Here is a 20773-nt window from a genome sequence, read left to right on the forward strand (position 1 = left end):
GGCTTTTTTTGTGCCCGGAGGCGCCATGTCCACCCCCGTACCGACTCTCCCCGATCTCTTCACAGTGAGCAGCCTGCTGCCTGTGACGGTCTTGACGGCGATGATCGTCGTCGTGACGATCGTTGCCCTGTGCCGTGCAGACAAGAAGGATGTTCCTCAAATCTTCGCTTCGTTCGCCGCAGCGTACGGATTCCGCAAGAGCCAAAGTCGTGACGACCTTTCCGGTACTTCCCGTGGCATCGACGAGGCGCAGAGCACACGGCCGCTCGAGGGCGAGGAGAAAGCGTGAGCCGGCGCAGGGTTGAGCGTGACCCGGTGGCGGAGCAAGCCACCGATGTAGCTGACGCCCCGCGTTTTCACGCGGCGTTGGCCACAGTGCTGGACTCGATCTCCGACAGTGAACGGCAGCTGATCACACGCGTCGCCAACGGAGTGCCGGTGGAGAAGATCGCGGCCGACGACAAAATTCCGGTGCAGGTAGTCCGCGTCCGGCTGCGATCCACGGTGTCACGACTGTGGCACCCGAGCCGATCAGGCCACATCCGGGGATGGATGTACGACACCAGCGACGACGAACTACACGGGATCATGCGACGGCTACAGGAGACCGTCTTGCGGGCGTTCGACATCGGCCAGCCGGAGCTTGTGTGGTGTGACCACCATGGCTGGACCGATCGTCTCGGAGGGCCTGTCTGCCAAGGCTGCCCCTGCGAAACCCGCGTCGACCCCCTCGACCGGATCCGTCAGTCATCGTTGGGCCGTCCCAGCAAGTACTGCTGCAACGCCTGCCGTCAGCGCGCCTACCGCCGACGCCGCGCGGATCAGCAGAAGCCTGAGCGCGGGGAAACCATGTGAGCCGCCCGGGATTCGGGGTTCGGGTAGTAATCGCGCGGTCGAGGCCGAGATCACCGGCCGCGCCATCGGCCGACTCACCCACGCCGCCGCGCGCACACTCATATCGGCTCTCGCGGGCCCACCGGTGCCCCGGTCGTGGATTCTTGATCCGGTTGGCCCCCGGGGTGCCCGACTGTCGCCGTAGTCAGCGTCGGTGAGCGGAACACGGGCCGCGGCGCCGGTCGCGATTCGCGCAACGCTGCCCGTTGCCGACCGGTTGTGATGCCATACGAGCTTGTCGGCTACCGGACTTAGAATGCCGCTGCGCGCTTGGGATATGGGCGCTACCCACTAGGTGGGCAATGGAAAGGATGGCGGGGAGTTGACGCAGGAGCTCATCAAGCTCGGCGATACCGAGTGGGCCATCGTGCGCGAGCTCGGTCGCGGCGGGTTCGGGGTCGTCTACGAGGTAGCCGCCGACGAACGGCGGGCCGCGATCAAGGTCGTACAGAAACACCCGGGCGCAGATCGTGAACTGCTGGCCACCGACCTGGGCGATGCCCGCAACGTGGTGCGAGTCGAAGAGTTCGGCGAGAACGAGACCAGCTACTTGCTGCGCATGCCATTGGCGAAGGACAACCTCCGCGCATGCCTGGAAGCACGCGGCGCGTTCCCCCAGGAGGAGGTCGTCAATATCCTGCGCGACATCGCCACAGCTCTCGATGACCTCGGCAAAGTGATCGTGCACCGTGATGTCAAGCCCGACAACGTGTTGCTGATCGGTGATGCCTGGTGTTTGACCGACTTCGGCATTTCCCGCTATGCCGAGGCCGCCACCGCCGCTCTCACGTGGAAGGGCTCTGCCACCTACGAATACGCACCACCTGAGTGGTGGGAACAGGATCATCTCGAGCCCCGCAGCGACATCTACTCCACCGGAGTGATGGCCTACGAGATGCTCACCGGCGCACTCCCTTTCATCGGCCCCACGCCCGCCGACTTCCGCCATCAACATCTCACGGTCACGCCGGCCCCTATTCGCGGTGTCGACCCGGGTCTGGCTGCACTGGTCCTGTCGATGCTGCACAAAGGTATCGAATCGCGGCCGTCTGCCCGGCGCGTGCTGGAGAGGTTGGAGAAGCTGTCGACAGTGTCCAACTCGCCCGGGGCCCTCAAGATCCGGCGGGCCGGCCTGGAACACACACAGCGCACCGCCGCGGCCACCGCCGCGCGCAATGCCGCCGAACTTCAGAAAGCGCGGCGCCAGAAGCTCAACGACGCCGCTCTCACCGACCTGGAGTCGATCTTCACTAATCTGCTGACCGGATTGCACGACAACGCTGCAGAAGCGCTGCAGCCCTCTGGCGACATCCTGCACCTGCGCATCGGTATGGGCGGGACAGCCACCAGCGAGCCGATTGCAATGCTGACCTTGGCTCTGGAAGACGAAGTCGACTCGGTGCAGCGGCGCAGCGACATGCCATTCGAGGTGATTGCAACCGCCTACATCGAACTCCTGCTGCCAGGCATTCGTAACCACACCTGGCCCGGGCGTCGCCACAGCCTGTGGTACTGCGACGCCAAACACAAAGGCGAATTCGCCTGGTACGAGACAGCATTCACCAAATCAGTAGCCTCACCCGACTACAACAGCGGATTCGAACCGTTCTCGCTGCCCGTCGACGAGGAATCGGCGCGGGCACTGGGGTCCGGCACCGACATCTACTGCGCGTGGCCGTTCACAGAGGTTGCCCCGCACGACATGGACGAATTCAGCGACCGATGGATGGGTTGGTTCGGCGATGCACTCGCAGGCGAGCTACACCGCCCGCCCCAGATCGAGCGAGCCGACGCCAGGGGAAGCTGGCGGCGGGACTGATCCGCCCGCAGCAAGCTTGATATATCCCGCGGACCGTTCTCCCTGCCCCGCGTGCAATTACGCGAGGTTCATTGCCTGCGCGGCCCCACAGTGATCGAACAACCCGTAGCGACGAAATAGCGGGACCCCTCCGAGCTCTGCCGGGGGGTGTTATTCGGAGACGGTAACGTGGTGTTCGAGTCCGACGGCGGCGAGTTCGGCGCTGTGGCGGCACAAACTGGGGTGCTGGTCACCGAGCTCGCCCATCAGATCGGCCAGTGCCTCGGCGACGGCGTTGAGTTTGTGCTGGACCGCGGCGTTGGCGCGGAACTGGGTGTTCTGCAGTAGCGCCACCAGCAGGAAGGTGATGATCGTCGTCACGGTGTTGATCACCAGTTGCCAGGAATCCAGGCTGGGCAGCACGACGAAGCTGGGCACCCATACCAGCACCACCAGCAGCACGCAGAACGCGAAAAACGTTGCCCGCGAAGCGACTCCGCACGCCGCGGTGGCGAAACGGTCGAACCCCGACAACCCACTCGCCACTTGCGAGGGCCGTTTCGGGGGCGGTTCCTGTACTCGGGGTCCGCACCCGTTGTCGATTGTCACGATGAATCCTTCCGCTGGGCCGCGCACCCTCAAGATGAAAGCACTGGCAGCCTTCCGAGGCGCTGCTCGGTGGCTACCGGGGATCGGGTCGGCGCATACTTCTCCCCGGTGTGGTACCCGCTGACATCTCACCGACACGGCGAAACCTCGGCCTGATGGTGGTCGGGTTGCGCCGGCTTACGGGCTGATGAGCGAATCGTCCTGGATCGTGTGAGTGAAATGGGTGCGTCGCCGGGCAGCAGTGGGTATAGGTGAGCCATGGTCAGGCCTCCGAGTTCGGTCGAGCGGCTGTTGTCCGAGCTCACCACCCGCTACGGGTCGGTCGAATCGATGTTCTCCGTGGTGGACCGGTTACGCGCCGACCCGGCCGCCACCAACACGGTGCTGCCGTCGGCGCAGCCACCACACCGCCGCCGCCGAGCATACGATCCGGGGCCGGTCACGCAGGGAGCTGCGCGGCCGCTGCGGCGGCGTCCGGGCGCGCAGCGGCGACGAATCTGGAGGTATGCGCGCCCGTGACATGGATATCGGGCAGACCTATGTAGTGCTGGTCCCTCACCGGCTCCCGGCCGCCCGCTACCCCGAGCGCGAGCGACTGGGAACATCGATGTGGATGGCCAGACTGATGACCGGCACCCGGTTCCGGCTCACCGTCACCAGCATCGATCTCGACACCGATCCGGCCACGGCTGAAGGATGGCGGCTGATCGAACGCGCCCACACCGATATCGAACTCACCGACGGCCAGGCCGCCGTGCTCGGTCTGTCGGGCGGGCAGGGCTACCGCGTCACCCAAGGTGGCCGTCGGATCGGCGTCGACCGTATCGGAGGCCGGATGTCCTGCACCCGTGGCAATGCTTCGGTATCTGCGTCTTCGCTTCTCCATGCCTCCAGTTCGGCAGTGACCGGCTCCGCCCCTTCCGCCCACCCTTCATCCTCAAGGAAGCCCTCGTCCTCATACCCCGCCCCTGATGTGAACCCGTGTCGTCGAGGTAACTGGGTTGTGGCCCAACATCTTCCAGCGCGAAAGCTCAGAATCGCCACGAACAGCACCGAGCTTGGCCAGAGAATCGAGAGGAGCGGTGCGCCCACCTCAGTCAGCCTCGACAGCCAGCAAGTACGCCGCCTCCAAATGCACCAAGCACTCGTCAGGGTGATGGTGCCGGTGGATATGGCGCAGCTCCCGGGCCCGTTCCGATGTAAGTTCGAGCAGATAGACCTGACACATGAATTCAGCCAGCTTGCCGTCTGCGTGCACAAATGTCCTGTGCGGCAGTGCGTCTCGTGGCATCATCGCTCCCACAGTTCGCCGCACGGAAGTGACGGCAACTCATCGGTCACGTGGTCATCGACCGTGATTTGGAACCTGAACTCCGAGCAGGCGCCTCGCATCAGCTCGTCGGCCACGTTCTGCGCTTGTTCTGCCGACGCCTGGTAATCCAGCTTCAACGCGCCGGATTCGATGTGGATGTGACGCTTATCGCCCATGTCCATCATCTCCGTTCCGTTGGGTGGCCAAAATGCCTGGGTAACGAGAGTGGACGGCGCTCGGAACAACATCCATACGCGAACCCATTGGTCGGTATACGGCGGGCGTATAGGGCGGCCGATGGTCGGCGCATAGGCTCAGCCTGCTTTCGCATGGCCGCAAAACCGCAGGTCAACTACCACGGAAGAAGGATTCATATTTATGGCCGAGACTATTGCTCCACACACCACCAGCTCAAAACCCCAGCGTCACAAGGTGACAGGTGACGTGCATCTCGCATTGCGCCGAGGCAGTGGCGTTTTGTTCGGGCAGCGCCAAAATACCGGCTTCGAGGATGGAGCCTGGCACCTGCCCAGCGGACATCTTGAAGCCGACGAGTCCGTTATCGAAGCGCTGATCCGTGAGGCTGAGGAAGAAATTGGAGTCATCATCAAGCCCGAAGACGTCCACTTCGCGCACATTATGCACAACTCATCCTCCGGTGGCCGCATGGCGTTCTTTTTCACAGTGCGAGCCTGGCAGGGCGATCCTGAGAACCGCGAACCAGAAAAGTGTACTGATCTGCAGTGGTTTTCGGCGGACACACTGCCGGAGCACATGATCGACTACTGCCGCGAGGCCATGGCGCACATCGCCGCCAATCGGCCCTTTTCCGTCTACGGCTGGTAGCCATGGGCAATCCGTCAGGGCCGGTAGTGTGCGTCAGTTACTTAGCCTACGCGGAACTCTGGTCCGTTCCCCAGTTCCCACACGCTAATCACGGGGCAGAAATAACGAAGATTGAGTGGTCCGTCGCAGCTGACGGCCCGATGACAGCGGCGGCGCTCGCCGCGATGGAAGCGCCAGTCCAGCTGATTGCCAACCACATTGGCACCGACGAAACTGGCAAGCTCGTCACAGGGTGGCTCCGCGAGCGTCAGGTGCCATCCGGTTCTGCCGCTCACCCAGCGGCCAGAACGCCGCGGATCGTCGTCACTGCCGACGACTACCACACCCGGACGTGGTTCGCCCATCTGCCGGAAGTAGTGGCAAGTCTGGAGCGCGCCGACTTGGCGCCGATCGACGAGGCGTCGTTCCTCTACGTGGATTGCTACGAGTTGATCGAGCAGACCGTAATGCGCGTCATCGAGGCCGGCCGCACCGCCGAGGTGCCGATGCTGCTCAACCTGGGCGGCTCGGAATTTTCTGAGCCCGTCAAACGGGCACTCGATGGATACGGCAATCTCCTTGTTCAAACCAACATCGATGACGTCGACTATGAGCACGCACAGACAATGGCCGCCTCGCTCCTGAACGAAACCAGCGCAGCCTGGGTGATCGTGACAGCTGGTGCATCCGGGTCGGTAGCAGCAAGCCACTCGGAAGAAGTTGCCGTACAGGCTTTTCCGGTAGAAGTGCGCCACACGCACTGCGCGGGCGCGGCCTTCTCGGCGGGATTACTCTACGGCCAGCGGGCAGGGTGGGCGATGGAGCGCAGTATGATGCTGGGATCCGCCAGCGGGGCACTGCGTTGTACACGACACCACAGCGCCCCCCTGCCGGTTCTGGCCGAACTGCTGGCAATGCTCCCAGAGGCGGAACGTTCAGTAGCGAGTTGACCGGCCACAGTCCGCCGCTGCAAATCGCGTCGCCGATCCTGTCGGTAATCAGGCGTACAGTGGGCTCGCGCCCGTCGCGTAGGAGAGTTTGCCCTGATGGGACGCACTAATTGCTGGGTGCTGTTTCGGTCGGAAGGACCAACTATGGCAACGGGTAAGAAGGCCGCCAGCGAGGCTGGCAAGGAATTGGGCAACAAGAAGTCGACCAAGGCGGAGAAGAGTGTCGCGGCCAGCGACCTGGCTCAGGCCAAGAAAGGCAAGGGCAAGAAGAGCTAACTCCGGGACACATCCGCCCTCCTCGACCGCAGACGAGGAGGGCCGATGTTACGCGGAGCGGACTACACCACCTTCCATTCATCGAGCCACCCGGTTACTTCCGCGAACCGTGCCCGGCTCATCTGCTTCTTTTGCGCCTCCTCGTCGGATTCGTTGTGGGCTCCGAACTGCCACCACGCGTCGTTCGTATGGCGATCCATCACCAGGAACTTGTCTTTCACCGCGGGCCCGCGGATCACCAGGCTCGCCGTGAATGGCTCGGCTACCACCGCATGCACCATCGAGTGGTGCAGGGCATAGGTCGCGCCAATCAGTTCTTCGCGGACATGCAGCACCGGCAGCTTGGTCGGCTCCACATGTTCGTCCAGCTCGGCGTTGCCGAACAGGTAGTGGCGATAGTGCCCACGCAGAATTTTGCTCGCATAGCTCCAGCGGTGGTTATGCGGCCGGTCGAAGTACCCTGGCAGGAAGACGTGCAGCCGGACCCGCACAGCCGGATTGTCCTCACTCGCGAGGACGATTTTGTCCAGGATATCGTAGTGCTCACACAGGTTCATCAGCTCGGGCCGGTTCGGCAGGTCATCAAGCCGGCCCCAGATGATGCTCGGGTTCGCCACTAGTTCATCGAAGGCGGCGCGACACATCATCTCGACTTCGTCGATGTCGTCCCAGTCGATCCAGCGCAGCTCTTCGACCACACGGTCCATGTCGTCCATCACGCTCACTCCTCGGACTTTGCGCTGGATTTCCACAGGCGGCAGACAGGCACGATGTCCTCGTAGGCGGCGCAGGACGATTCGCCCATGACGACCTCCTCAGCCGGGCACCCGCCCATGCAGTTGCTCGCTTTGCAGCCGCCGCAGGAACTTTCGTTCAAGACACTGGTGAACAGATCGAACTCATTGACGCCGTGGTTGAGCTGCACCTGTCCGTCCGTCATCTGCGCGAAGTAGAGGTCGGTGTCGAACAGGTAGGAGCAGACGTAGCAACGGCCGTCCGGAAAAATCGAAATTCGATCCAGTGTACGGCCGATGCAGCCTTGATATCCTTCGGCGCCGTAGCGTTTCATCTGGTCACGTCGGGCGTAAGTAGGTTGGTACCAAACCCGCGTGTCATGTTGCGGCGCAACGATATTCAGACGGTCGCAAAAGTCAACCCACTCAGGCGGCGTCATCGCCATGTCGGGATTGCCGTGTCCGGTACCGATGGTCGAGAAGACGTGGAACTTCACCAGACTCACTCCGAGGACATCCGCAACATCGAGCAGCTGCATAACGTCACGCTCATTGGCCTTGTTGACCGTGCAGATGATCCGAATATCGAAGCCGCGCTCGGCCAGCTCCTGTGTGGTCGCCATGGCCTCATCGAAGGTGCCAGCACCACGCACCGCATCATGTGTCGCCCGGCTGCCACCGTCCAAGCTGACCTGCACATAGGCGAAATCATCCGGTACGAGTTGCCGGAAGCGCCGCAGCGCCGGTTTCTGCGCGTTCGTCGTGGTGATGACGTGCTCGTAACCAAGCTTCCGACTGAGTCGGATCACCTCGCAGTAGTGCGGGTGAAGCGTCGGCTCGCCGCCGAGGATGGTCAATTTGCTACCGCCCAGCCGGCGCCAGGTAGTGAGCGTGTCCACAATTTTCGGCAGCGACATTTTGAGTGCCCGATCCAGGCGTTCCCCCATATAGCAGTGCTCACAACGCAATTGGCACGCCTCGGTGATGTACAGGTAGACGTTGCGGAAGCGTCCATACGGCACACGGTCGATCTTCTGCGGCTCTGGCACGTTCGCACCCCGAGGCATCCGGGCATGGCCGTAACCATCACCGTTCAGGTTGAGGCTGGGCATTGGCAGATCAGTACTCGTCATGACACAGTGCTCCGTGAAATAAGCAGGGGCGCAAGCAGGTTGGCTGCACACTCGATGGTGTTGGTGGTGTCAAGCTGGGTGACGGCGATACCAGAATCCGTAAAGCCTGCAACGATGCCCTCCGCCGCTTGGTGGTAGCGCTGGAGGCGGGCCTTGAACAGCCGAGGTGAATCTCCTCGCCGTGGATGGAGCAGGCCGCCGCATCGGCCACAGGTCCAGGCGTCCTCGGATGTCGGGACGGCTGGCAAGCGAGGGTCCCGGATCGGATCGCGTTCGCACTGGTGACAGACTTTGCGGCTTCGGGAACGCTGTTTCAGTGTGCGCGCATCGGTCACGACTTCGATGGGCTCGATGTGAACCCGTGGGATCAGCGGCCAGACGATGGCGAGCAGTTGGCTCACCTGCGAGCCCGATCCGGGAAAGTTATCGAGCAGGACGGTATGCACGGCGGGATCAGCTTGGACGGTGGCGAAGTAGGAGCTGAGCGCATCAGCGACCGTGAACTCGTCAATCCAGCCCAGCCGTGCGCTGTCGGTGGCAGTCGCAGCGAGAACCTCCTTCGGGACATGCTCGCGGAGACGAAAAATTCTTCGACCTGGCGACAAGCCGAGTTGGAGAGTGAGCGTTGTTTTTCCGGCGGCAGGTGGGCCGAATACGGGCACTACCAGGCTCAACGGCATGGCTAAACCCCTTTCGATAGGACCGGGTGTGTCCGGTCCCAAGCGTCGGGTTCGGGCCAGAATGCCACCACGACCCTGACGAATTCGGGGTATACATGAAACGTATATTCGGGCGGGGAATCCAGTGATAGCGTCGTTTGACCAGGGCGAAGGGGCGGTAAGGCGCCCCACGATCAACATCGGAGCGGCCCGTGACACGCGTACCCGACCAGCAACGCTACTGTTGTCGCTGCGGGAGCAGGCTCAATAACTACAACGATGAATCGTTATGCGGCCCTTGCACAGTCGGCGCACGCAGCGAACTCCATGACCCTCCAGCTGTGCCGCTGGCGTTCTGGCAAACCGACCAGATGCGTGATGCCCTTGCGACATGGCACATGGGTCGCGTGATCTTTGCCTATCGCAATCATCCGTACCATCGACAGCCTTTGCCGCAAGAGCGGGTCGCGGACTGGCTTGGTATTACGCAAGCCCAGCTCAGCCGACTGGAGAAGGGCCCAGCGCCGGAACATCTTTCCAAGTTGCGGCGTTGGGCGCAGAGGCTCGCCGTACCGCCCGAGCTGCTCTGGTTCAAGCTGCCAGGCGCTGTGGTCGCTACGCTCGAAGATGTGAAGCGCCAAGATTTCCTTCGTGCGGCCCTTGGCGTCACGGTGACAGGTGCCGCTGCGCCGCTGCTTGAACTGCTGAGTACCCTTGAACCGACGCCGGTGCCGTCCACCGTTGGTCTGACAGAGATCGAGCAGATACGGCAAACAGCCCGCGAGTTCAGCACGTGGGATCATACGTACGGGGGTGGGCTGGTCCGCGAAGCTGTCGGGGCACAACTCCGGTACGCGGTCAACCTACTCAACGCCCGTTGTCCCGAAAAATACCGTTCTCAACTTCAGAGTGCTGTGGGCTTCCTCGGCCACACCGCGGCGTTCATGGCCTTCGATGCCTACGCGCACGCAGACGCTCGAAGCATGTTCCGGCTGGCGTGGACGTGTGCCGAAGAAGCTGGCGATTGGCACCTTCGCGGTAAAGTGCTGTCTTCTATGGCACGCCAAGCCATTTGGTGTGGCAGTGCGGACGACGGGCTGACGTACATCGAACTAGCAATGGTGCGGTCTGACCGGCTGACCGCAACCGAGCGCGCAATGCTGCACTCGGCAAGGGCTCGGGCTCTTGCGAAACTGCACCGAGTCGAGGAAGCAGTTCAGGCCATCGGGCAAGCGGACGAAGAATTCTCTCATGCTTCGCCACAGAATGACCCACCCTGGATGACGTATTACGACGCCGCCCAACACTCCGGCGATACGGGACACGCATTGTTCGACCTAGCCCTCCAAGGGCAATTCGCTACTGAGGCACGCTCAAGGTTGCGAAGCGCAGTACAAGGCCACACCGAGGCATACGTTCGTTCGAAGGCGATTTCCGGCATCAAGCTCGCGTCGCTCACGATGGCGACGGGTGACCCGAGCGAGGCCGCCCAGTTAGGTAGTGCCGCACTGCTTGACGCCGGGCATATCCGATCACGCCGCGCCGCAGACGATCTGCGCGAGCTGTCGAGTCTTTCCGAGCCACACACCGCCACAACCGAAGTCGAAGAACTTCGCTCCCACATCGGCGCAACCGTGGCGGGCGTATGACCGACCGCGCGGTTCCGGATGAAACGCTGTCCATCTTGAAAGCCGCCTGCGAACAGGTTGGGCGCGATGCCACAGGCGCAGAACTGCTGCATCGAAGCGAGAATGCGATCTACCGCCTCCCAGGCAATACGGTGGCGCGGATCAACCAACCTGGCCAGTTTGCCGCCGCAGAGCGCGAAGTTCGCATTGCGCGGTGGCTGGAGACGCGCGGCGTATCCGCGGTTCAGATTGCTCCTGACGTCGTCCAGCCTGTCGATATCGACGGCCGATCGGTGACGTTCTGGCGCGAGCTTCCACCACACCACCACAGCACGCCCGCACAGGTTGCCGCCGCACTCAAGCAGCTTCACGCCCTGACACCGCCTGCGGACTTCACGCTCGGGGAGGTTGCGCCGTTCGTTCGATTAGAAGAGCGGATCAAGGCGGCTTCTGTCCTCGGCGAGGATGATCGACGTTGGATGTTCGGGCATCTGGCGGAGCTTCGCGAACGGTGGGTGCAGCTGCCGGAGGGGCTGCCATGGTGCGTGATTCATGGTGATGCCTGGGTAGGCAACGTGGTGGCGTCGGACGACGGGCGGGTGTTCCTTCTGGACTTGGAGCGAACGTCGATCGGCCCGCCCGAGTGGGACTTGGTGCACACTGCGATCAAGTGGTCATCGTTCGGCTGGATCAGTGCGAAACAGTACGCCCAGTTCTGTGATGTCTACGGGTACGACGTCACGACGTGGGAGGGCTTCGAACTGCTGCGGGACATCCGGGAGTTCCGGATGACGAGTATGGCGGTACAGATGGCCATAACCGACCAAACATGGAGCAGGCAGGCGGCTCACCGCTTGGCGTGTATTCGCGATAGGGCAAACCACCGACCATGGTCCGGATGGAAAGCAATGGGGTAGGAGCCAAACGGAACGGGCGACCAAGCCCGCCGCACGTGTCTACCGAAAATCTTCGGTGCTGGTTTGCCGTCCTTATTCTCTCTTCAATTCCCCCGATCACTTTCCGACGGCAGCCGCCTCATGGCCACCGGCCGCTATACACCGCAGCAGCTGCTCGACTACACGCCTGTCGACCTCACCGCCGGCGGAGTCGACGAAACCATATACGGCCGAGTCGATTCAACTTCTTGGCCGGCACCCAGCTGTCAGAGGCGCCGATCAGCTACATCCGGGACAAACTGACTTACCTCAGTTGGATCCAATATGCGCGCACCTCCGGTGGAACTACATGACAATGGGCAGGGGGTCCAGCCGTATTCGCTGAACAACGAGGCGTCACCGTCGAGGAAGGCCCGGATCCCTATAGCCGGGTACTCGATGATGTCCTCGGGCAGCTCGTCGAATCTGAACCACGCCACGCCCAGGCACTTGTCCGGTTCCCGGTTCACCGGCTCGCCCTGCCAGCTCGTCGTGTGCAGAAACACGCCGAGACGCGGCTCCGGACCCGAGCCAGCCACATGCGCGACGTGAACAGCGCGTAGATCAGCCGGGTCGATCATGACCCCGACTTCCTCGTACGCCTCACGTGCCGCCGCCGCGGTGATGGCCTCTGCTTTGTCGAGCTTTCCCGAAGGCAGGTGCCATCGACCGGCGAATTCATCGGTGCCGCCGCGACGGGTCAGCAGAAGCCGGTCACTGTGGGTGAGAAGTATGCGGACGTCGATCAGGTGGCGGTCGGCCATCGCAGACAACTCCTGAAGGGGTTCGGTGGTCGCGCAGACACTACGCCGCACCGCCAGGCGGTACCGCATCAGGTACACGTGTGTTGTCGGCCGAGCGAGATCCGTGCACACTCGCGCCGTTGCCCCAGCCCGAGCCACCACATTGTCACAACGACGGCCAAATCCGCCCGCTGCTCCAGCGGTCCCCGCGGCGTCCACCAGCAACCCGGGACCGTCATCGACATGTACGGGTCCGCGTAGGGCACTCATCAGTGTTCTGCGTGGTCCCGGAAGCCTGGTCCGAATCCCAGATCGTCCGTCGGAGCGGGGTTTCCGAGCGTGGCGAACCAATTAGCGGGCACATCTGCGGTGGGTAGTCCGGTCTCGGGTATGTGGTGGTCGGGGGTGCAGCGGTGGAGAGGCCCATTGGCGGCGTCGAGGATATACCGGAGGTGCGGGTCGATATGGGAGACGAACAGTGTCGACATGGCCGAGCCGTCCTCGGCGACGCGGGCGGCTTCGAATACGACGTGCAGGCCAGCGAAGCGCACGGCGACGCTGCGGTGATCCCACCACCGCCGACACCACGTGTATTGGTCTTCGCGGTGGTTGGCGGCGATGCGGACCGCGGTGACCGGCAGCAGCCATCGCTCGACGAAATCGGCATAGTGACCGAACCGATAGGGCTTGGTGTTGCCGGACTCGAGATCGGGCTTGCCCGGGGGTTTGAACCATCCGGGCGGCACGGGTTCGCAGGAAAGTGACGGTAGGGCGACGTGTTTGGTGCGGGTGCAGCGGTGCAGGGGTCCGTTGGCGGCGTCGAGGACGACGTGGAAGTGGGGGTCGACGTGGTGGAGTATGAAGGTCGACAGGCCGGCGGCGTTCTTGTCGGCGCGCATGGCTTCGAAGGCTCGGTGCAGGTGGGCGATGCGCACGCTCACTGCGCGGTGGCGCCACCATTGGCTGCACCAGGTCCAGGCGTGTTCGCGGTTGGCTTCGGCGAGGCGGACGGTGACGAAGGGGAATAGCCATTGCTCGGCGAAGGTGGTGAAGTCGGGATACGCCGGTGGCATGGGCTTCCGCTGTCGTGCAGATCCAGGTGTTGCGGGTGTGGTCATAGCTCGACTCCTGCTGCGTCTCCTGGGTTGTCCGGCCGCGTCGGTGGGGCGGCTGGGGCGGGTGGGTTGTCGTAGCGGGCTAGAGATCGGGTGACCAGTGGTTCGAGGGTGGGGTTGTCCCACCAGAACTGCTTTTCGATCAGGACGGGTTCGTGGCCGGGGAGCCGGACCAGGGCGCGGTCTTTCGGGAGGCGTGCGAGTTTGGCGATGTTGAGGATGGGTTCGGCGCGCCAGCTGGTGCTGCGGTTGGTGCCTCCCGGGCCGGTGGAGCGGGAGTGGTCGGCGACGTCGTGGTCGTCGACCAGTCGAGCCCACTGTTCCAGGTAGGAGGGGGTGGCGATGTTGCCGCCGTAGATTTCGATCGATTGGGCGCGGATGACGGTCAATCCGTTTGCGCCCCAGAGGTCTTCGGCTTGTTCGAGGACTTGCACGATGGTCAGCAGGATCACGCCGCACCCGGCGGCGTAGGTGTAGTAGCTGGGTAAGGCGTCGATGAGGGCGCAGTTGGCTGCTTCGTCGAGGACCGCCAGCAGTGGCACGGCGAGGCGTCCGTCGGGGCGGGCGCGGGCGAACGCCAGTGCTGATTCGAGGATTTGGCCGACGAGGGCGGCGGTGAGGGCTGCGGCGGAGTCGGGTCCGGTCATCGATAGCGCGTACAGGGTGTCGTTGCTGGTGATGAACTCGGCGGGTTTGAATTCGGGCAGGTTGTGCGTCGCCGCTGCGAGGGTGGTGTCGATGACGATCGATTCGCTGGTCTCGTAGACGGTGACGCGTTTGCGGGTGGGTGGGGTGATCATGGTGGCGTAGCCCTCGTCGGAGAGCACGTTCAAGAACCGGCGTGCCATGTCGTACAAACCGTCTCTCTGGCGCGCGTACAAGCCTTGCGCGTCGAGGATGCGTTGCGCCGCCCGGACGTGATTGTGGTGGCGCAGGATCAGGATGGGGGTTTGGTCCTGGTCGCTGGACAGCCATTCGGCGACGTGGAGCAAATCGCCCTCGACAGACGCGGCGGCCAGAAGATACAGCGCCAATAGTTCTTGAGCGCCGCCGTCGAAGTAGGAGTCGACGCGGGCGTTGGCGCGCTCCGAGGCTGATCCCGACGCACCGGATACGAAGAATGACGCCAGCTTTCGTGCGCTCGCGAGGGTGTGGACGCGGGACAGTAGGTCGACCCAGAATCCGCAGACCGGCTGCCCGGTCACTGCCTGGAGGTCGCACAGCCACACTCGGCCGCGTTGTTCACGGCCGAGTACGGTGTGGCGGTAGAGGTCGGGTTTGTTGGAGGTTGCCATCACCGGTCCCCACGCACTGAGCACCGCTGGGATCGCCCATGCCATGGTTTTGCCGGTGCGCTGCCCGGCGGCGATGAATACACCCATCTCGGCCGGCACGTACAACTCCACTCCCCCGACGACGGTGCGGCCCAGCGGCGGCCCCGGCAGGGCCCGCACCTCGGCTGGTGCGTCTTTGAGCAGCCGCTCGCCGGCGGTGGCGTTGTCTTGCTGTCGCGCGGCAGAAATGTGTCGCGGGGACACCATGGTGCGCGCCGCGCGATCGATGTCGTTGCGCCGCATCGAGGCCCACCGCCGGCGGAACATGCTCGCGAGCGCGCCGCTGGCTGCGAGCGTTATAGCGAAGAGCGCGGTGGATTGCCATGGCCACCGATGCTGGCCGGCCATCACCTGCAGCAGTGCCGCTACTGGGTGCGCGGTGATGGGGAGTCCGGCGCACCAGCTCCCGGCTGACAGCGCCCCGTAGGCGAGCAGCACTACAGCGATGACGCCGAGGGCGATGAGAAGCAGCCAGGTTTCCTCGCCGAGCCCGCCGGTGGTGCGGCGCCGCGTCTGCCGCGCCATCACGCCGCCCTCGCTGGGGACAACCCTCTGAACAGCGGTGGGTAACTCTGGCCGAGGGCCCTCACAAGCTCACCTCCCGATCGAGCGGGGAGACAACCTCTTTCGCGGCCACTTCGGTGGCGGGCGGCGACCATTCGCCGAGGTCGGTGCCGGGGAGGGCGATGTCTACGGCGGTGCTGATCGCGGCACCTGCACCGTCACCGAGGGTTAATGCTTCTGCGGCCTCGACCGAGCTACCGTGGGTGCCCGGTATTGCCGGCTCTGCGGTCGTGTCGGGCGCTGAGGTGAGTTGGCTGCGGTAGGACTCCGCGGCGGCGCGGGCGAGGTCGCGGTGTTCGAGGAGTTGGGCGATGCGTCCGAGCTGTGGATCGGATGGTTGTGTGGCCCAGTAGGTTCCGTCGCGTCCGGTGGTGTAGGCGGTCTGTACCTGGTCGTCGGTGAGTCCGACGGCGAGGGCGTCGCGGCGCGCGGCGCTCAGCCCGGCCCGCAACCGGTCGAGGCGGGCGATGCGGGCCTGGTCGTCGGTGCCGTCGAGGTGATCGGCGACATTGCTGTGCTCGGCGGCGAGGTCTTGGACCTCTCGCAGAGCCTCGACATGGCGGCGTTCCCAGGTTTCGGTGTGGCTGTAGTCGGCCGAGATCCGCGCTTCGCGAACGGCGCGGGGCAGCAGCATTTTTCGTGCCTCGCGCCCGTCGTCGAGATCGGCTGCTGATTCCTCGGTTTCGAGCAGGGCGTCGGTGTCGGCGATGACCGCGTCGACCTGCGCGAGGCTCGGCAACGCCACAGCCGGATTTCTCGGTGCGCCCAGGGTCCGTTCGACCGCGGTGCGCCGGTCAACCGTCTGCGCGCGTGGTGCTGGGGCCGGGGTGGCGCCCATGTCGGGTTGCAGGTGCGGGTAGCGGCGGGCGGCGTCTTGGGTGGAGCCGGTGATGGTGCCGGTGCCGTGGCCGGTGATGAGGCGGGCTTGTTGCAGGGTGCGCCAGATGTCGTCGTCGATCGTTACGTCGCCGGTGGCGCGGGCGCGCGCGATCTGGTCGTAGTTGCGGCGCGAGATCTCCGGTTGGGTGCGCCATCCGGCCACGACTCGTTGCAGTCCGGCCCAGGTGCCGCGCCAGTGTTCGGATTCGTGACGTGCCCACCGGATGGCCAGCTCGTCGGCGCGGGAGTTGAATTCGGCGCGCGCTTCGGCGGTGGCGGCCGAGGGCGCGATCTCGCGTAGCTGGTAGTAGCGGGCGAAGTCGGCGCGCAGCTGCCGCTCACTCTGCGAGGCGGCGTCGCGGTAGTACTCGGGGTTGGTGAATCCCAGTGGCTCGTCCAGCGCGGTCACGGCGCCACCTCCGGCCCGTGATCCGACGCGTCGGGTGGTGGCCCGGTGTCGGGGTCGGTGGTGTCGGGCCAGTAGTCGGGCTGGCCGGGCAGTGCGGTGTCGATCGCTGCGCTGATCCCATCGCTGGTGTCGAGCGATGGGGCGTGTTCGAGGGCGTCGATGTGGTTGGCCAAAGCCAGCTCGGCGTTGGATTGCGCCAGCGCGCGGGCGGGCTGCGGGCCAGGTTCGGTGTTGTGGTGGCGGTGTCCGGTGACCCAATCGGCGTCGACCAGTTCTTCGGTCTGGCGGGTGATGGTGTTGCGGGCGTGGGCGAGGTCTTCGGACAGGGTTTCGATGCGCGTGTGGGCGTGGTCGAGCTCGTTTTCGAGTTCCCGGATCCGGGCGCGGTCGTTGCCGGCGCGGGCCTCGGCGAGGGTGAGTTCGTGGGCGAGGTGTTCGAGCCGTCCCAGTAGCGGGTGGGCGGGTTGCTGGTCCCAGCTCACTCCGGCGAGCCCGAGGTCGTGGGCGGTGTCGATCTCGCTGATTGGCACCCCGTTGCGGACGGCGTCGAGGTAGGCGCGACGCAGGTCGTCTTCGATGCCGTTGATCGCGGTCAACCGCCACTCGCCGGGACCGGCAGTAGAGGTGTCGGGGGCGGGGTGGTGTTGCCAGTCGATGTAGCGCTTCACCGAGTCCTGCACCGCGCGTAGCGCGGTCGCGCGCACAGCGTCGGGGTCGTCGGGCCCGAACCGGACCGCCAGCGCAGAAGCAACGGTGCGGGATCGAAACGCCGTCGGCGGCACCGCACGAGAGGCCGATGCCAGTGCGTCGGAGGGCGTTGGGCTCGCGGTCGGGACTGGGGCGCTGGAATCGGGTGAGCGGGTTGGGGGGAATGTGTTGTCGGACATCGTGTTCCGCCTTGTCGGGAAGCGGGCCGCAGCCGGTGGGCCGGGCGTGACGGGATGTCCTCGCGGTGGTTCGAATCGATCTGCAGTGATGGTCGGCGCCAGCGCCATCACCGATGGGTGAACGGTGCGGGGGTCAGGGCTCGGGCCCTACGTCAGGACGCGTAGCGCTCGGCGGCGGTGTTGGGATGGGGTCGGGGTTCCAGTCGCGGGCGGTGGTTTCGGGCAGGGCTATATCGACGGCGGTTGCGTGGTGGATCGGGAGCCGGTCGGTGCGGTCTGGGTCGATCCCGAGCGCGGCGGCGGCGCGGGCGATCAACTCGCCGAGGTCGGGTGGGCGTGCCTGTGCGTGGGTGGTCGGGGTTCCGGTGTCCGGGTCGACGGGGATGTAGGGCGGCAAGACGGGGTCGGTGGCGGGCTGGGTGTAGCGGCGCCATTCGAATTCCAGGTGCAGGTCGTCCCACCGGTTGATCTGCTCGACGGCCTGCCGGCGCGCGGTATGGACTTGCGGGCTGTTCCACAGGGCTTCGACCTCGGGCGCGGACAGTTGCGCGGCATCGGACAGTCCGGCCGCGCGCTCATGGTGCAGATTCATGTTGCGGTGGAACTGCATATCGGCGACGGGGTCGGCGCCCAACCCCAGACGGCCGGCGTTGAGGCGGGCATCGCGGGCCGCGCACAGCAGCGCCATCCGATGCACATGCCACACATCGACGACAGCCATATCGATGAACAACTGCTTCGACGCCGATGCGACCCCGGGCATCCCGGCCTCGGGACTCGAATTCGCGCCGGTATGAGCGATACCTGCAGTGGGTAACGGCATTTGGGCTGCGTCGGTGCCGTTGGTGCGGGCGCGTTCGACCCATTGGGGTGGGATACCGAGCTCGATAGCCAGTTGTTCGATGGTTTCGCGTTCGGCTTCCAACGCGTCCAGATGCGAACGCCACTCCTGCTCCGGCGTGGCGTCACTGCCGTCGTAACCATCGAAACCACGCGCCTGCACCAGCGCGTAGGTGCGTGCCAGCCGGTCGATGCGAGCCAGCAGCTTCGCCTGCCACTGCTCCAGCGATACTCCGGAACCCGGGTTGGTCATGGTTGACACCTCTTTCGGCGGGTGAACCCCCCGTGAGTCGGTGGGCACGGACGTGGGCAGACATGGGTCATGGCTGGGTTCCAGCGTCGAGATCGCGGCGGCCGGGAAGCTGTGGTCGGTCTGCGACCGTGGGTGTGTCCCAGCGGGTGTGGTCGGCCTCGGCGGGCACGGCGCGGTCGATCGCATCGGTAATGGGGGCGGAGCCAGCGGAGGAATGGGACAGGAACGCTGCTGCGGCGGCCGTTTTCATCGCGTGCGGTGTGGGGATGCGTACCGGATGCTCGGACACGGCGACATGCACCCGCAGAGTGATGGCCGTGGCATCGCGTATCACGCTGGTTTCGATGCTGGAGCGGGCGTAGACGCGCCAGCGTTCCTCGACTGCTTCGTCGTCGTAGGTCTGTGTCGTGGCAGCGAGTAGTCGCTGCCAGTCACTGCTGGTCCGCGCCCACATTCCGGCGGCTTCATCGACGCTGAGGCCGATCGCGTCGGCGACGTTGCCCGCCCGGATCCACAACGCGCTCAGGTTGCGCTCGAACTGGGCGACCATCCCTGGTTCGGGCTCGAATCGGGGTGCGTCGGTGACCGCTCGCATCCGGTGGGCGACGTCGATCGCGGCCATGTGCTGGATCTGCCAAACATCGCTGGCCACCCAGCCCATCACGTGCTCGCGCACCGCATCGGCGCCGGGCTCGGGGCTGAGGTCGGATCGGTGGCCACGGCTTCCGGCCGCTCGGGCGGCGGCGATATCGGCGGGCGGGATGCCGATCGCGTGCGCGCGGGCTTCGATCTCGCTGCGGTCGGCTGCCAGCTGCAGCAGCTGAGTGCGCCATGCCAGCATGGACAACTCCCCCGCCCCGGGTGGAGTGTCGTAGCCTGCGCGCAGCAGCCGTCCGCGGTCGTCGGACAAGTCCTGGATCCGGTCGAGCAGTCTTTGCTGCCACACCGGTCTTCGCTGCACGCGTGGTGATTGCGAGTCGGTCATCGGTAGGCTCCTGAATCGAATTTCGTTGCATTGCTGTTGTTTTCGTCTGGCGGGGTTGCTGTCACCGTTCGGGTCCGGTGTCGAGCGCCGGGACAACACCGCGGTGCGGGTCCGATGTGGGGATTTCGGGCGCGAATTCGCGGGCCATCTCCGGTAGCGCGGCGCCGATGTTGGCGTCGATCGCGGCGCCACCGCTAACCGTGTGCTGGGCGCGTAGTGCGGCGTTGATTTGGGTGATCAGCGATTGTGGTGGGGGCACGAGGTCACGGTCGGGGTCCCAGGTGAGATCGCCGTAGTCGGCCAGCGCCGCGTGTGCGGACACGTCGGCGTCCGGGGTGGACAGGTGGGTATGCCATCGCCGCGCCAGGTCGCCGGGGTCGGTGTCGCGTACGGGGTCGGCGAAGGCCGCGATCCACGCGGGGTCCTTGGCGGGGGGCCATATCTGTTCGCGTTCCGTGCCGACGGGTTGCAGGAGCGCTGCGACGGTGCCGATCCGGTCCCAGCGTCGGCCCAGCTTTTCGGCGAGGGCTTCCTGCGCTCGGTCGGATTCGCCGGTGGCACGGAGTTGGTAGGCGGCGTGCATGGCCGCGATCTGCCCGAACTCCCGCGCCTGCTCGGCCACGGCGGCGATCAGTTCCGCACGCGGCGACACACCGGTTTCCGGCCAAGGACCCGGTACCTGCGCGATGCTGTGGCCGCGGGCGTAGCCGAGCCATGGGGCAGGGATACCGCCGGCGCGCCCGAGCGCGGTCAGTGCGTCGGCGCGGTCGTGCATCTCCTCGAGGTAGTCGTGCCACAGTTCGGCGGGAAAGTGACCGAATTCGCCTCCGAGACGGCCGGTTTCCCGCATCCGGCGCAGCCCGTCAGCGACGTCACGCAGACGTCGCAGCAGCGCAGCCTGGGCGGCGTTCGGCCCCCGGACACGGTCGCTGCCCGGCGAACCGGTCGACGCCCGTGCTGCGATGGTGGTTGGATCGGGTATCGGTTCGGGAATCGTCATCCATTTCTCCA

Annotated in this window: 22 protein-coding genes; 10 read left to right on the forward strand and 12 right to left on the reverse strand. The window is 64.9% G+C overall.

All coding sequences use genetic code 11. From position 1 onward, the window contains the following. Window positions 1-25 precede the first annotated feature (25 nt). The 3 genes from AC5592_RS26020 to AC5592_RS26030 all read left to right on the forward strand — a co-directional run bounded on the left by AC5592_RS26020 (window position 26) and on the right by AC5592_RS26030 (window position 2713). Window positions 26-289 (forward strand): hypothetical protein, encoded by a 264-nt coding sequence (locus AC5592_RS26020; RefSeq protein ID WP_157122204.1) that lies wholly within the window; start codon window positions 26-28, stop codon window positions 287-289. Between the two features lie 26 nt (window positions 290-315). Next, window positions 316-855 (forward strand): hypothetical protein, encoded by a 540-nt coding sequence (locus AC5592_RS26025; RefSeq protein WP_157122206.1) that lies wholly within the window; start codon window positions 316-318, stop codon window positions 853-855. Between the two features lie 361 nt (window positions 856-1216). Then, the gene (locus tag AC5592_RS26030) at window positions 1217-2713 is read left to right on the forward strand and encodes a serine/threonine-protein kinase (protein WP_063065718.1); all 1497 of its coding nucleotides are present in this window, start codon (window positions 1217-1219) and stop codon (window positions 2711-2713) included. A gap of 150 nt (window positions 2714-2863) precedes the next feature. Here the strand turns inward: AC5592_RS26030 and AC5592_RS26035 are convergent, their stop codons facing one another. Continuing rightward, window positions 2864-3295 carry a low affinity iron permease family protein gene (locus AC5592_RS26035; RefSeq protein ID WP_063065822.1) on the reverse strand — a complete coding sequence of 144 codons (432 nt, stop codon included), beginning with the start codon at window positions 3293-3295 and terminating at the stop codon, window positions 2864-2866. 264 nt (window positions 3296-3559) lie between these two features. On the opposite strand from AC5592_RS26035, the gene AC5592_RS26040 reads away from it, so the two are divergent. The 5 genes from AC5592_RS26040 (at window position 3560) to AC5592_RS26060 (ending at window position 6664) form a co-directional block, all read left to right on the forward strand. Further along, window positions 3560-3820, forward strand: a complete 261-nt coding sequence (locus AC5592_RS26040) for a hypothetical protein (RefSeq protein ID WP_063065719.1) — start codon at window positions 3560-3562, stop codon at window positions 3818-3820. Then, window positions 3807-4739 carry a hypothetical protein gene (locus AC5592_RS26045; RefSeq protein WP_157122208.1) on the forward strand — a complete coding sequence of 311 codons (933 nt, stop codon included), beginning with the start codon at window positions 3807-3809 and terminating at the stop codon, window positions 4737-4739. Before AC5592_RS26040 ends, AC5592_RS26045 begins: the two co-directional genes overlap by 14 nt. Window positions 4740-4991: 252 nt before the next feature. Further along, window positions 4992-5459 carry an NUDIX hydrolase gene (locus AC5592_RS26050; RefSeq protein ID WP_063065721.1) on the forward strand — a complete coding sequence of 156 codons (468 nt, stop codon included), beginning with the start codon at window positions 4992-4994 and terminating at the stop codon, window positions 5457-5459. A 140-nt stretch (window positions 5460-5599) separates the two neighbouring features. Then, on the forward strand, window positions 5600-6388 hold the full coding sequence (locus tag AC5592_RS26055; RefSeq protein ID WP_063065722.1) for a carbohydrate kinase family protein: 789 nt from the start codon (window positions 5600-5602) through the stop codon (window positions 6386-6388). A gap of 144 nt (window positions 6389-6532) precedes the next feature. Next, window positions 6533-6664: a hypothetical protein gene (locus AC5592_RS26060; RefSeq protein ID WP_269750211.1), complete on the forward strand. Its 132-nt coding sequence runs from the start codon at window positions 6533-6535 to the stop codon at window positions 6662-6664. 62 nt (window positions 6665-6726) lie between these two features. Here AC5592_RS26060 and AC5592_RS26065 read toward each other — a convergent pair whose 3' ends face one another. The 3 genes from AC5592_RS26065 to AC5592_RS26075 are packed head-to-tail and all read right to left on the reverse strand — an operon-like array spanning window position 6727 to window position 9211. Then, on the reverse strand, window positions 6727-7380 hold the full coding sequence (locus AC5592_RS26065; RefSeq protein WP_063920384.1) for a hypothetical protein: 654 nt from the start codon (window positions 7378-7380) through the stop codon (window positions 6727-6729). Window positions 7381-7385: 5 nt separating this feature from the next. Then, a complete protein-coding gene (locus tag AC5592_RS26070) occupies window positions 7386-8531 on the reverse strand; it encodes a radical SAM protein (protein ID WP_063065723.1) in 1146 nt (381 codons plus the stop codon). Next, a complete protein-coding gene (locus tag AC5592_RS26075; RefSeq protein WP_084507176.1) occupies window positions 8528-9211 on the reverse strand; it encodes an adenylate kinase family protein in 684 nt (227 codons plus the stop codon). Before AC5592_RS26075 ends, AC5592_RS26070 begins: the two co-directional genes overlap by 4 nt. Window positions 9212-9531: 320 nt before the next feature. Here AC5592_RS26075 and AC5592_RS26080 point away from each other — a divergent pair, with 320 nt between their 5' ends. Both AC5592_RS26080 and AC5592_RS26085 read left to right on the forward strand, forming a co-directional pair. Next, entirely contained in the window at window positions 9532-10839 is a 1308-nt protein-coding gene (locus AC5592_RS26080; RefSeq protein WP_232329557.1) for a helix-turn-helix domain-containing protein, read from the forward strand. Then, on the forward strand, window positions 10836-11735 hold the full coding sequence (locus AC5592_RS26085) for an aminoglycoside phosphotransferase family protein (RefSeq protein ID WP_063065725.1): 900 nt from the start codon (window positions 10836-10838) through the stop codon (window positions 11733-11735). Before AC5592_RS26080 ends, AC5592_RS26085 begins: the two co-directional genes overlap by 4 nt. Window positions 11736-11980: 245 nt before the next feature. Here AC5592_RS26085 and AC5592_RS26090 read toward each other — a convergent pair whose 3' ends face one another. The 8 genes from AC5592_RS26090 to AC5592_RS26125 form a co-directional block, all read right to left on the reverse strand. Next, window positions 11981-12517 (reverse strand): NUDIX domain-containing protein, encoded by a 537-nt coding sequence (locus AC5592_RS26090; RefSeq protein WP_084507246.1) that lies wholly within the window; start codon window positions 12515-12517, stop codon window positions 11981-11983. Between the two features lie 248 nt (window positions 12518-12765). Beyond that, window positions 12766-13569 carry a DUF4913 domain-containing protein gene (locus AC5592_RS26095; protein WP_063065726.1) on the reverse strand — a complete coding sequence of 268 codons (804 nt, stop codon included), beginning with the start codon at window positions 13567-13569 and terminating at the stop codon, window positions 12766-12768. A gap of 41 nt (window positions 13570-13610) precedes the next feature. Continuing rightward, the gene (locus tag AC5592_RS26100; protein WP_063065727.1) at window positions 13611-15470 is read right to left on the reverse strand and encodes a type IV secretory system conjugative DNA transfer family protein; all 1860 of its coding nucleotides are present in this window, start codon (window positions 15468-15470) and stop codon (window positions 13611-13613) included. Window positions 15471-15531: 61 nt separating this feature from the next. Further along, window positions 15532-16797 carry a hypothetical protein gene (locus tag AC5592_RS26105; RefSeq protein WP_063065728.1) on the reverse strand — a complete coding sequence of 422 codons (1266 nt, stop codon included), beginning with the start codon at window positions 16795-16797 and terminating at the stop codon, window positions 15532-15534. After that, window positions 16794-17501, reverse strand: a complete 708-nt coding sequence (locus AC5592_RS26110; protein WP_063065729.1) for a hypothetical protein — start codon at window positions 17499-17501, stop codon at window positions 16794-16796. The genes AC5592_RS26105 and AC5592_RS26110 overlap by 4 nt, the downstream gene beginning before the upstream one ends. 316 nt (window positions 17502-17817) lie before the next feature. Then, complete coding sequence (locus AC5592_RS26115) at window positions 17818-18777, reverse strand: hypothetical protein (RefSeq protein ID WP_063065730.1); 960 nt, start codon at window positions 18775-18777, stop codon at window positions 17818-17820. Window positions 18778-18844: 67 nt separating this feature from the next. Then, window positions 18845-19762 carry a hypothetical protein gene (locus tag AC5592_RS26120; protein ID WP_063065731.1) on the reverse strand — a complete coding sequence of 306 codons (918 nt, stop codon included), beginning with the start codon at window positions 19760-19762 and terminating at the stop codon, window positions 18845-18847. Window positions 19763-19823: 61 nt separating this feature from the next. After that, window positions 19824-20762 (reverse strand): hypothetical protein, encoded by a 939-nt coding sequence (locus AC5592_RS26125; protein WP_063065732.1) that lies wholly within the window; start codon window positions 20760-20762, stop codon window positions 19824-19826. Between the last annotated feature and the right edge of the window lie 11 nt (window positions 20763-20773).

The organism is Nocardia violaceofusca NBRC 14427 (assembly GCF_963869435.1).
In the GTDB taxonomy this organism is placed as follows: Bacteria; Actinomycetota; Actinomycetes; order Mycobacteriales; family Mycobacteriaceae; genus Nocardia; species Nocardia aobensis.

What these genes read in the sequence shown, in the direction of transcription:
- AC5592_RS26020 (WP_157122204.1), top strand. Translation starts at nt 26, where the DNA reads ATGTCCACCCCCGTACCGACTCTCCCCGATCTCTTCACAGTGAGCAGC.
- AC5592_RS26040 (WP_063065719.1), top strand. Translation starts at nt 3,560, where the DNA reads ATGGTCAGGCCTCCGAGTTCGGTCGAGCGGCTGTTGTCCGAGCTCACC.
- AC5592_RS26045 (WP_157122208.1), top strand. Translation starts at nt 3,807, where the DNA reads ATGCGCGCCCGTGACATGGATATCGGGCAGACCTATGTAGTGCTGGTC.
- AC5592_RS26050 (WP_063065721.1), top strand. Translation starts at nt 4,992, where the DNA reads ATGGCCGAGACTATTGCTCCACACACCACCAGCTCAAAACCCCAGCGT.
- AC5592_RS26055 (WP_063065722.1), top strand. Translation starts at nt 5,600, where the DNA reads ATGACAGCGGCGGCGCTCGCCGCGATGGAAGCGCCAGTCCAGCTGATT.
- AC5592_RS26060 (WP_269750211.1), top strand. Translation starts at nt 6,533, where the DNA reads ATGGCAACGGGTAAGAAGGCCGCCAGCGAGGCTGGCAAGGAATTGGGC.
- AC5592_RS26065 (WP_063920384.1), bottom strand. Translation starts at nt 7,380, where the DNA reads ATGGACGACATGGACCGTGTGGTCGAAGAGCTGCGCTGGATCGACTGG.
- AC5592_RS26070 (WP_063065723.1), bottom strand. Translation starts at nt 8,531, where the DNA reads ATGACGAGTACTGATCTGCCAATGCCCAGCCTCAACCTGAACGGTGAT.
- AC5592_RS26075 (WP_084507176.1), bottom strand. Translation starts at nt 9,211, where the DNA reads ATGCCGTTGAGCCTGGTAGTGCCCGTATTCGGCCCACCTGCCGCCGGA.
- AC5592_RS26085 (WP_063065725.1), top strand. Translation starts at nt 10,836, where the DNA reads ATGACCGACCGCGCGGTTCCGGATGAAACGCTGTCCATCTTGAAAGCC.
- AC5592_RS26090 (WP_084507246.1), bottom strand. Translation starts at nt 12,517, where the DNA reads ATGGCCGACCGCCACCTGATCGACGTCCGCATACTTCTCACCCACAGT.
- AC5592_RS26095 (WP_063065726.1), bottom strand. Translation starts at nt 13,569, where the DNA reads ATGCCACCGGCGTATCCCGACTTCACCACCTTCGCCGAGCAATGGCTA.
- AC5592_RS26100 (WP_063065727.1), bottom strand. Translation starts at nt 15,470, where the DNA reads ATGGCGCGGCAGACGCGGCGCCGCACCACCGGCGGGCTCGGCGAGGAA.
- AC5592_RS26115 (WP_063065730.1), bottom strand. Translation starts at nt 18,777, where the DNA reads ATGACCAACCCGGGTTCCGGAGTATCGCTGGAGCAGTGGCAGGCGAAG.
- AC5592_RS26120 (WP_063065731.1), bottom strand. Translation starts at nt 19,762, where the DNA reads ATGACCGACTCGCAATCACCACGCGTGCAGCGAAGACCGGTGTGGCAG.
- AC5592_RS26125 (WP_063065732.1), bottom strand. Translation starts at nt 20,762, where the DNA reads ATGACGATTCCCGAACCGATACCCGATCCAACCACCATCGCAGCACGG.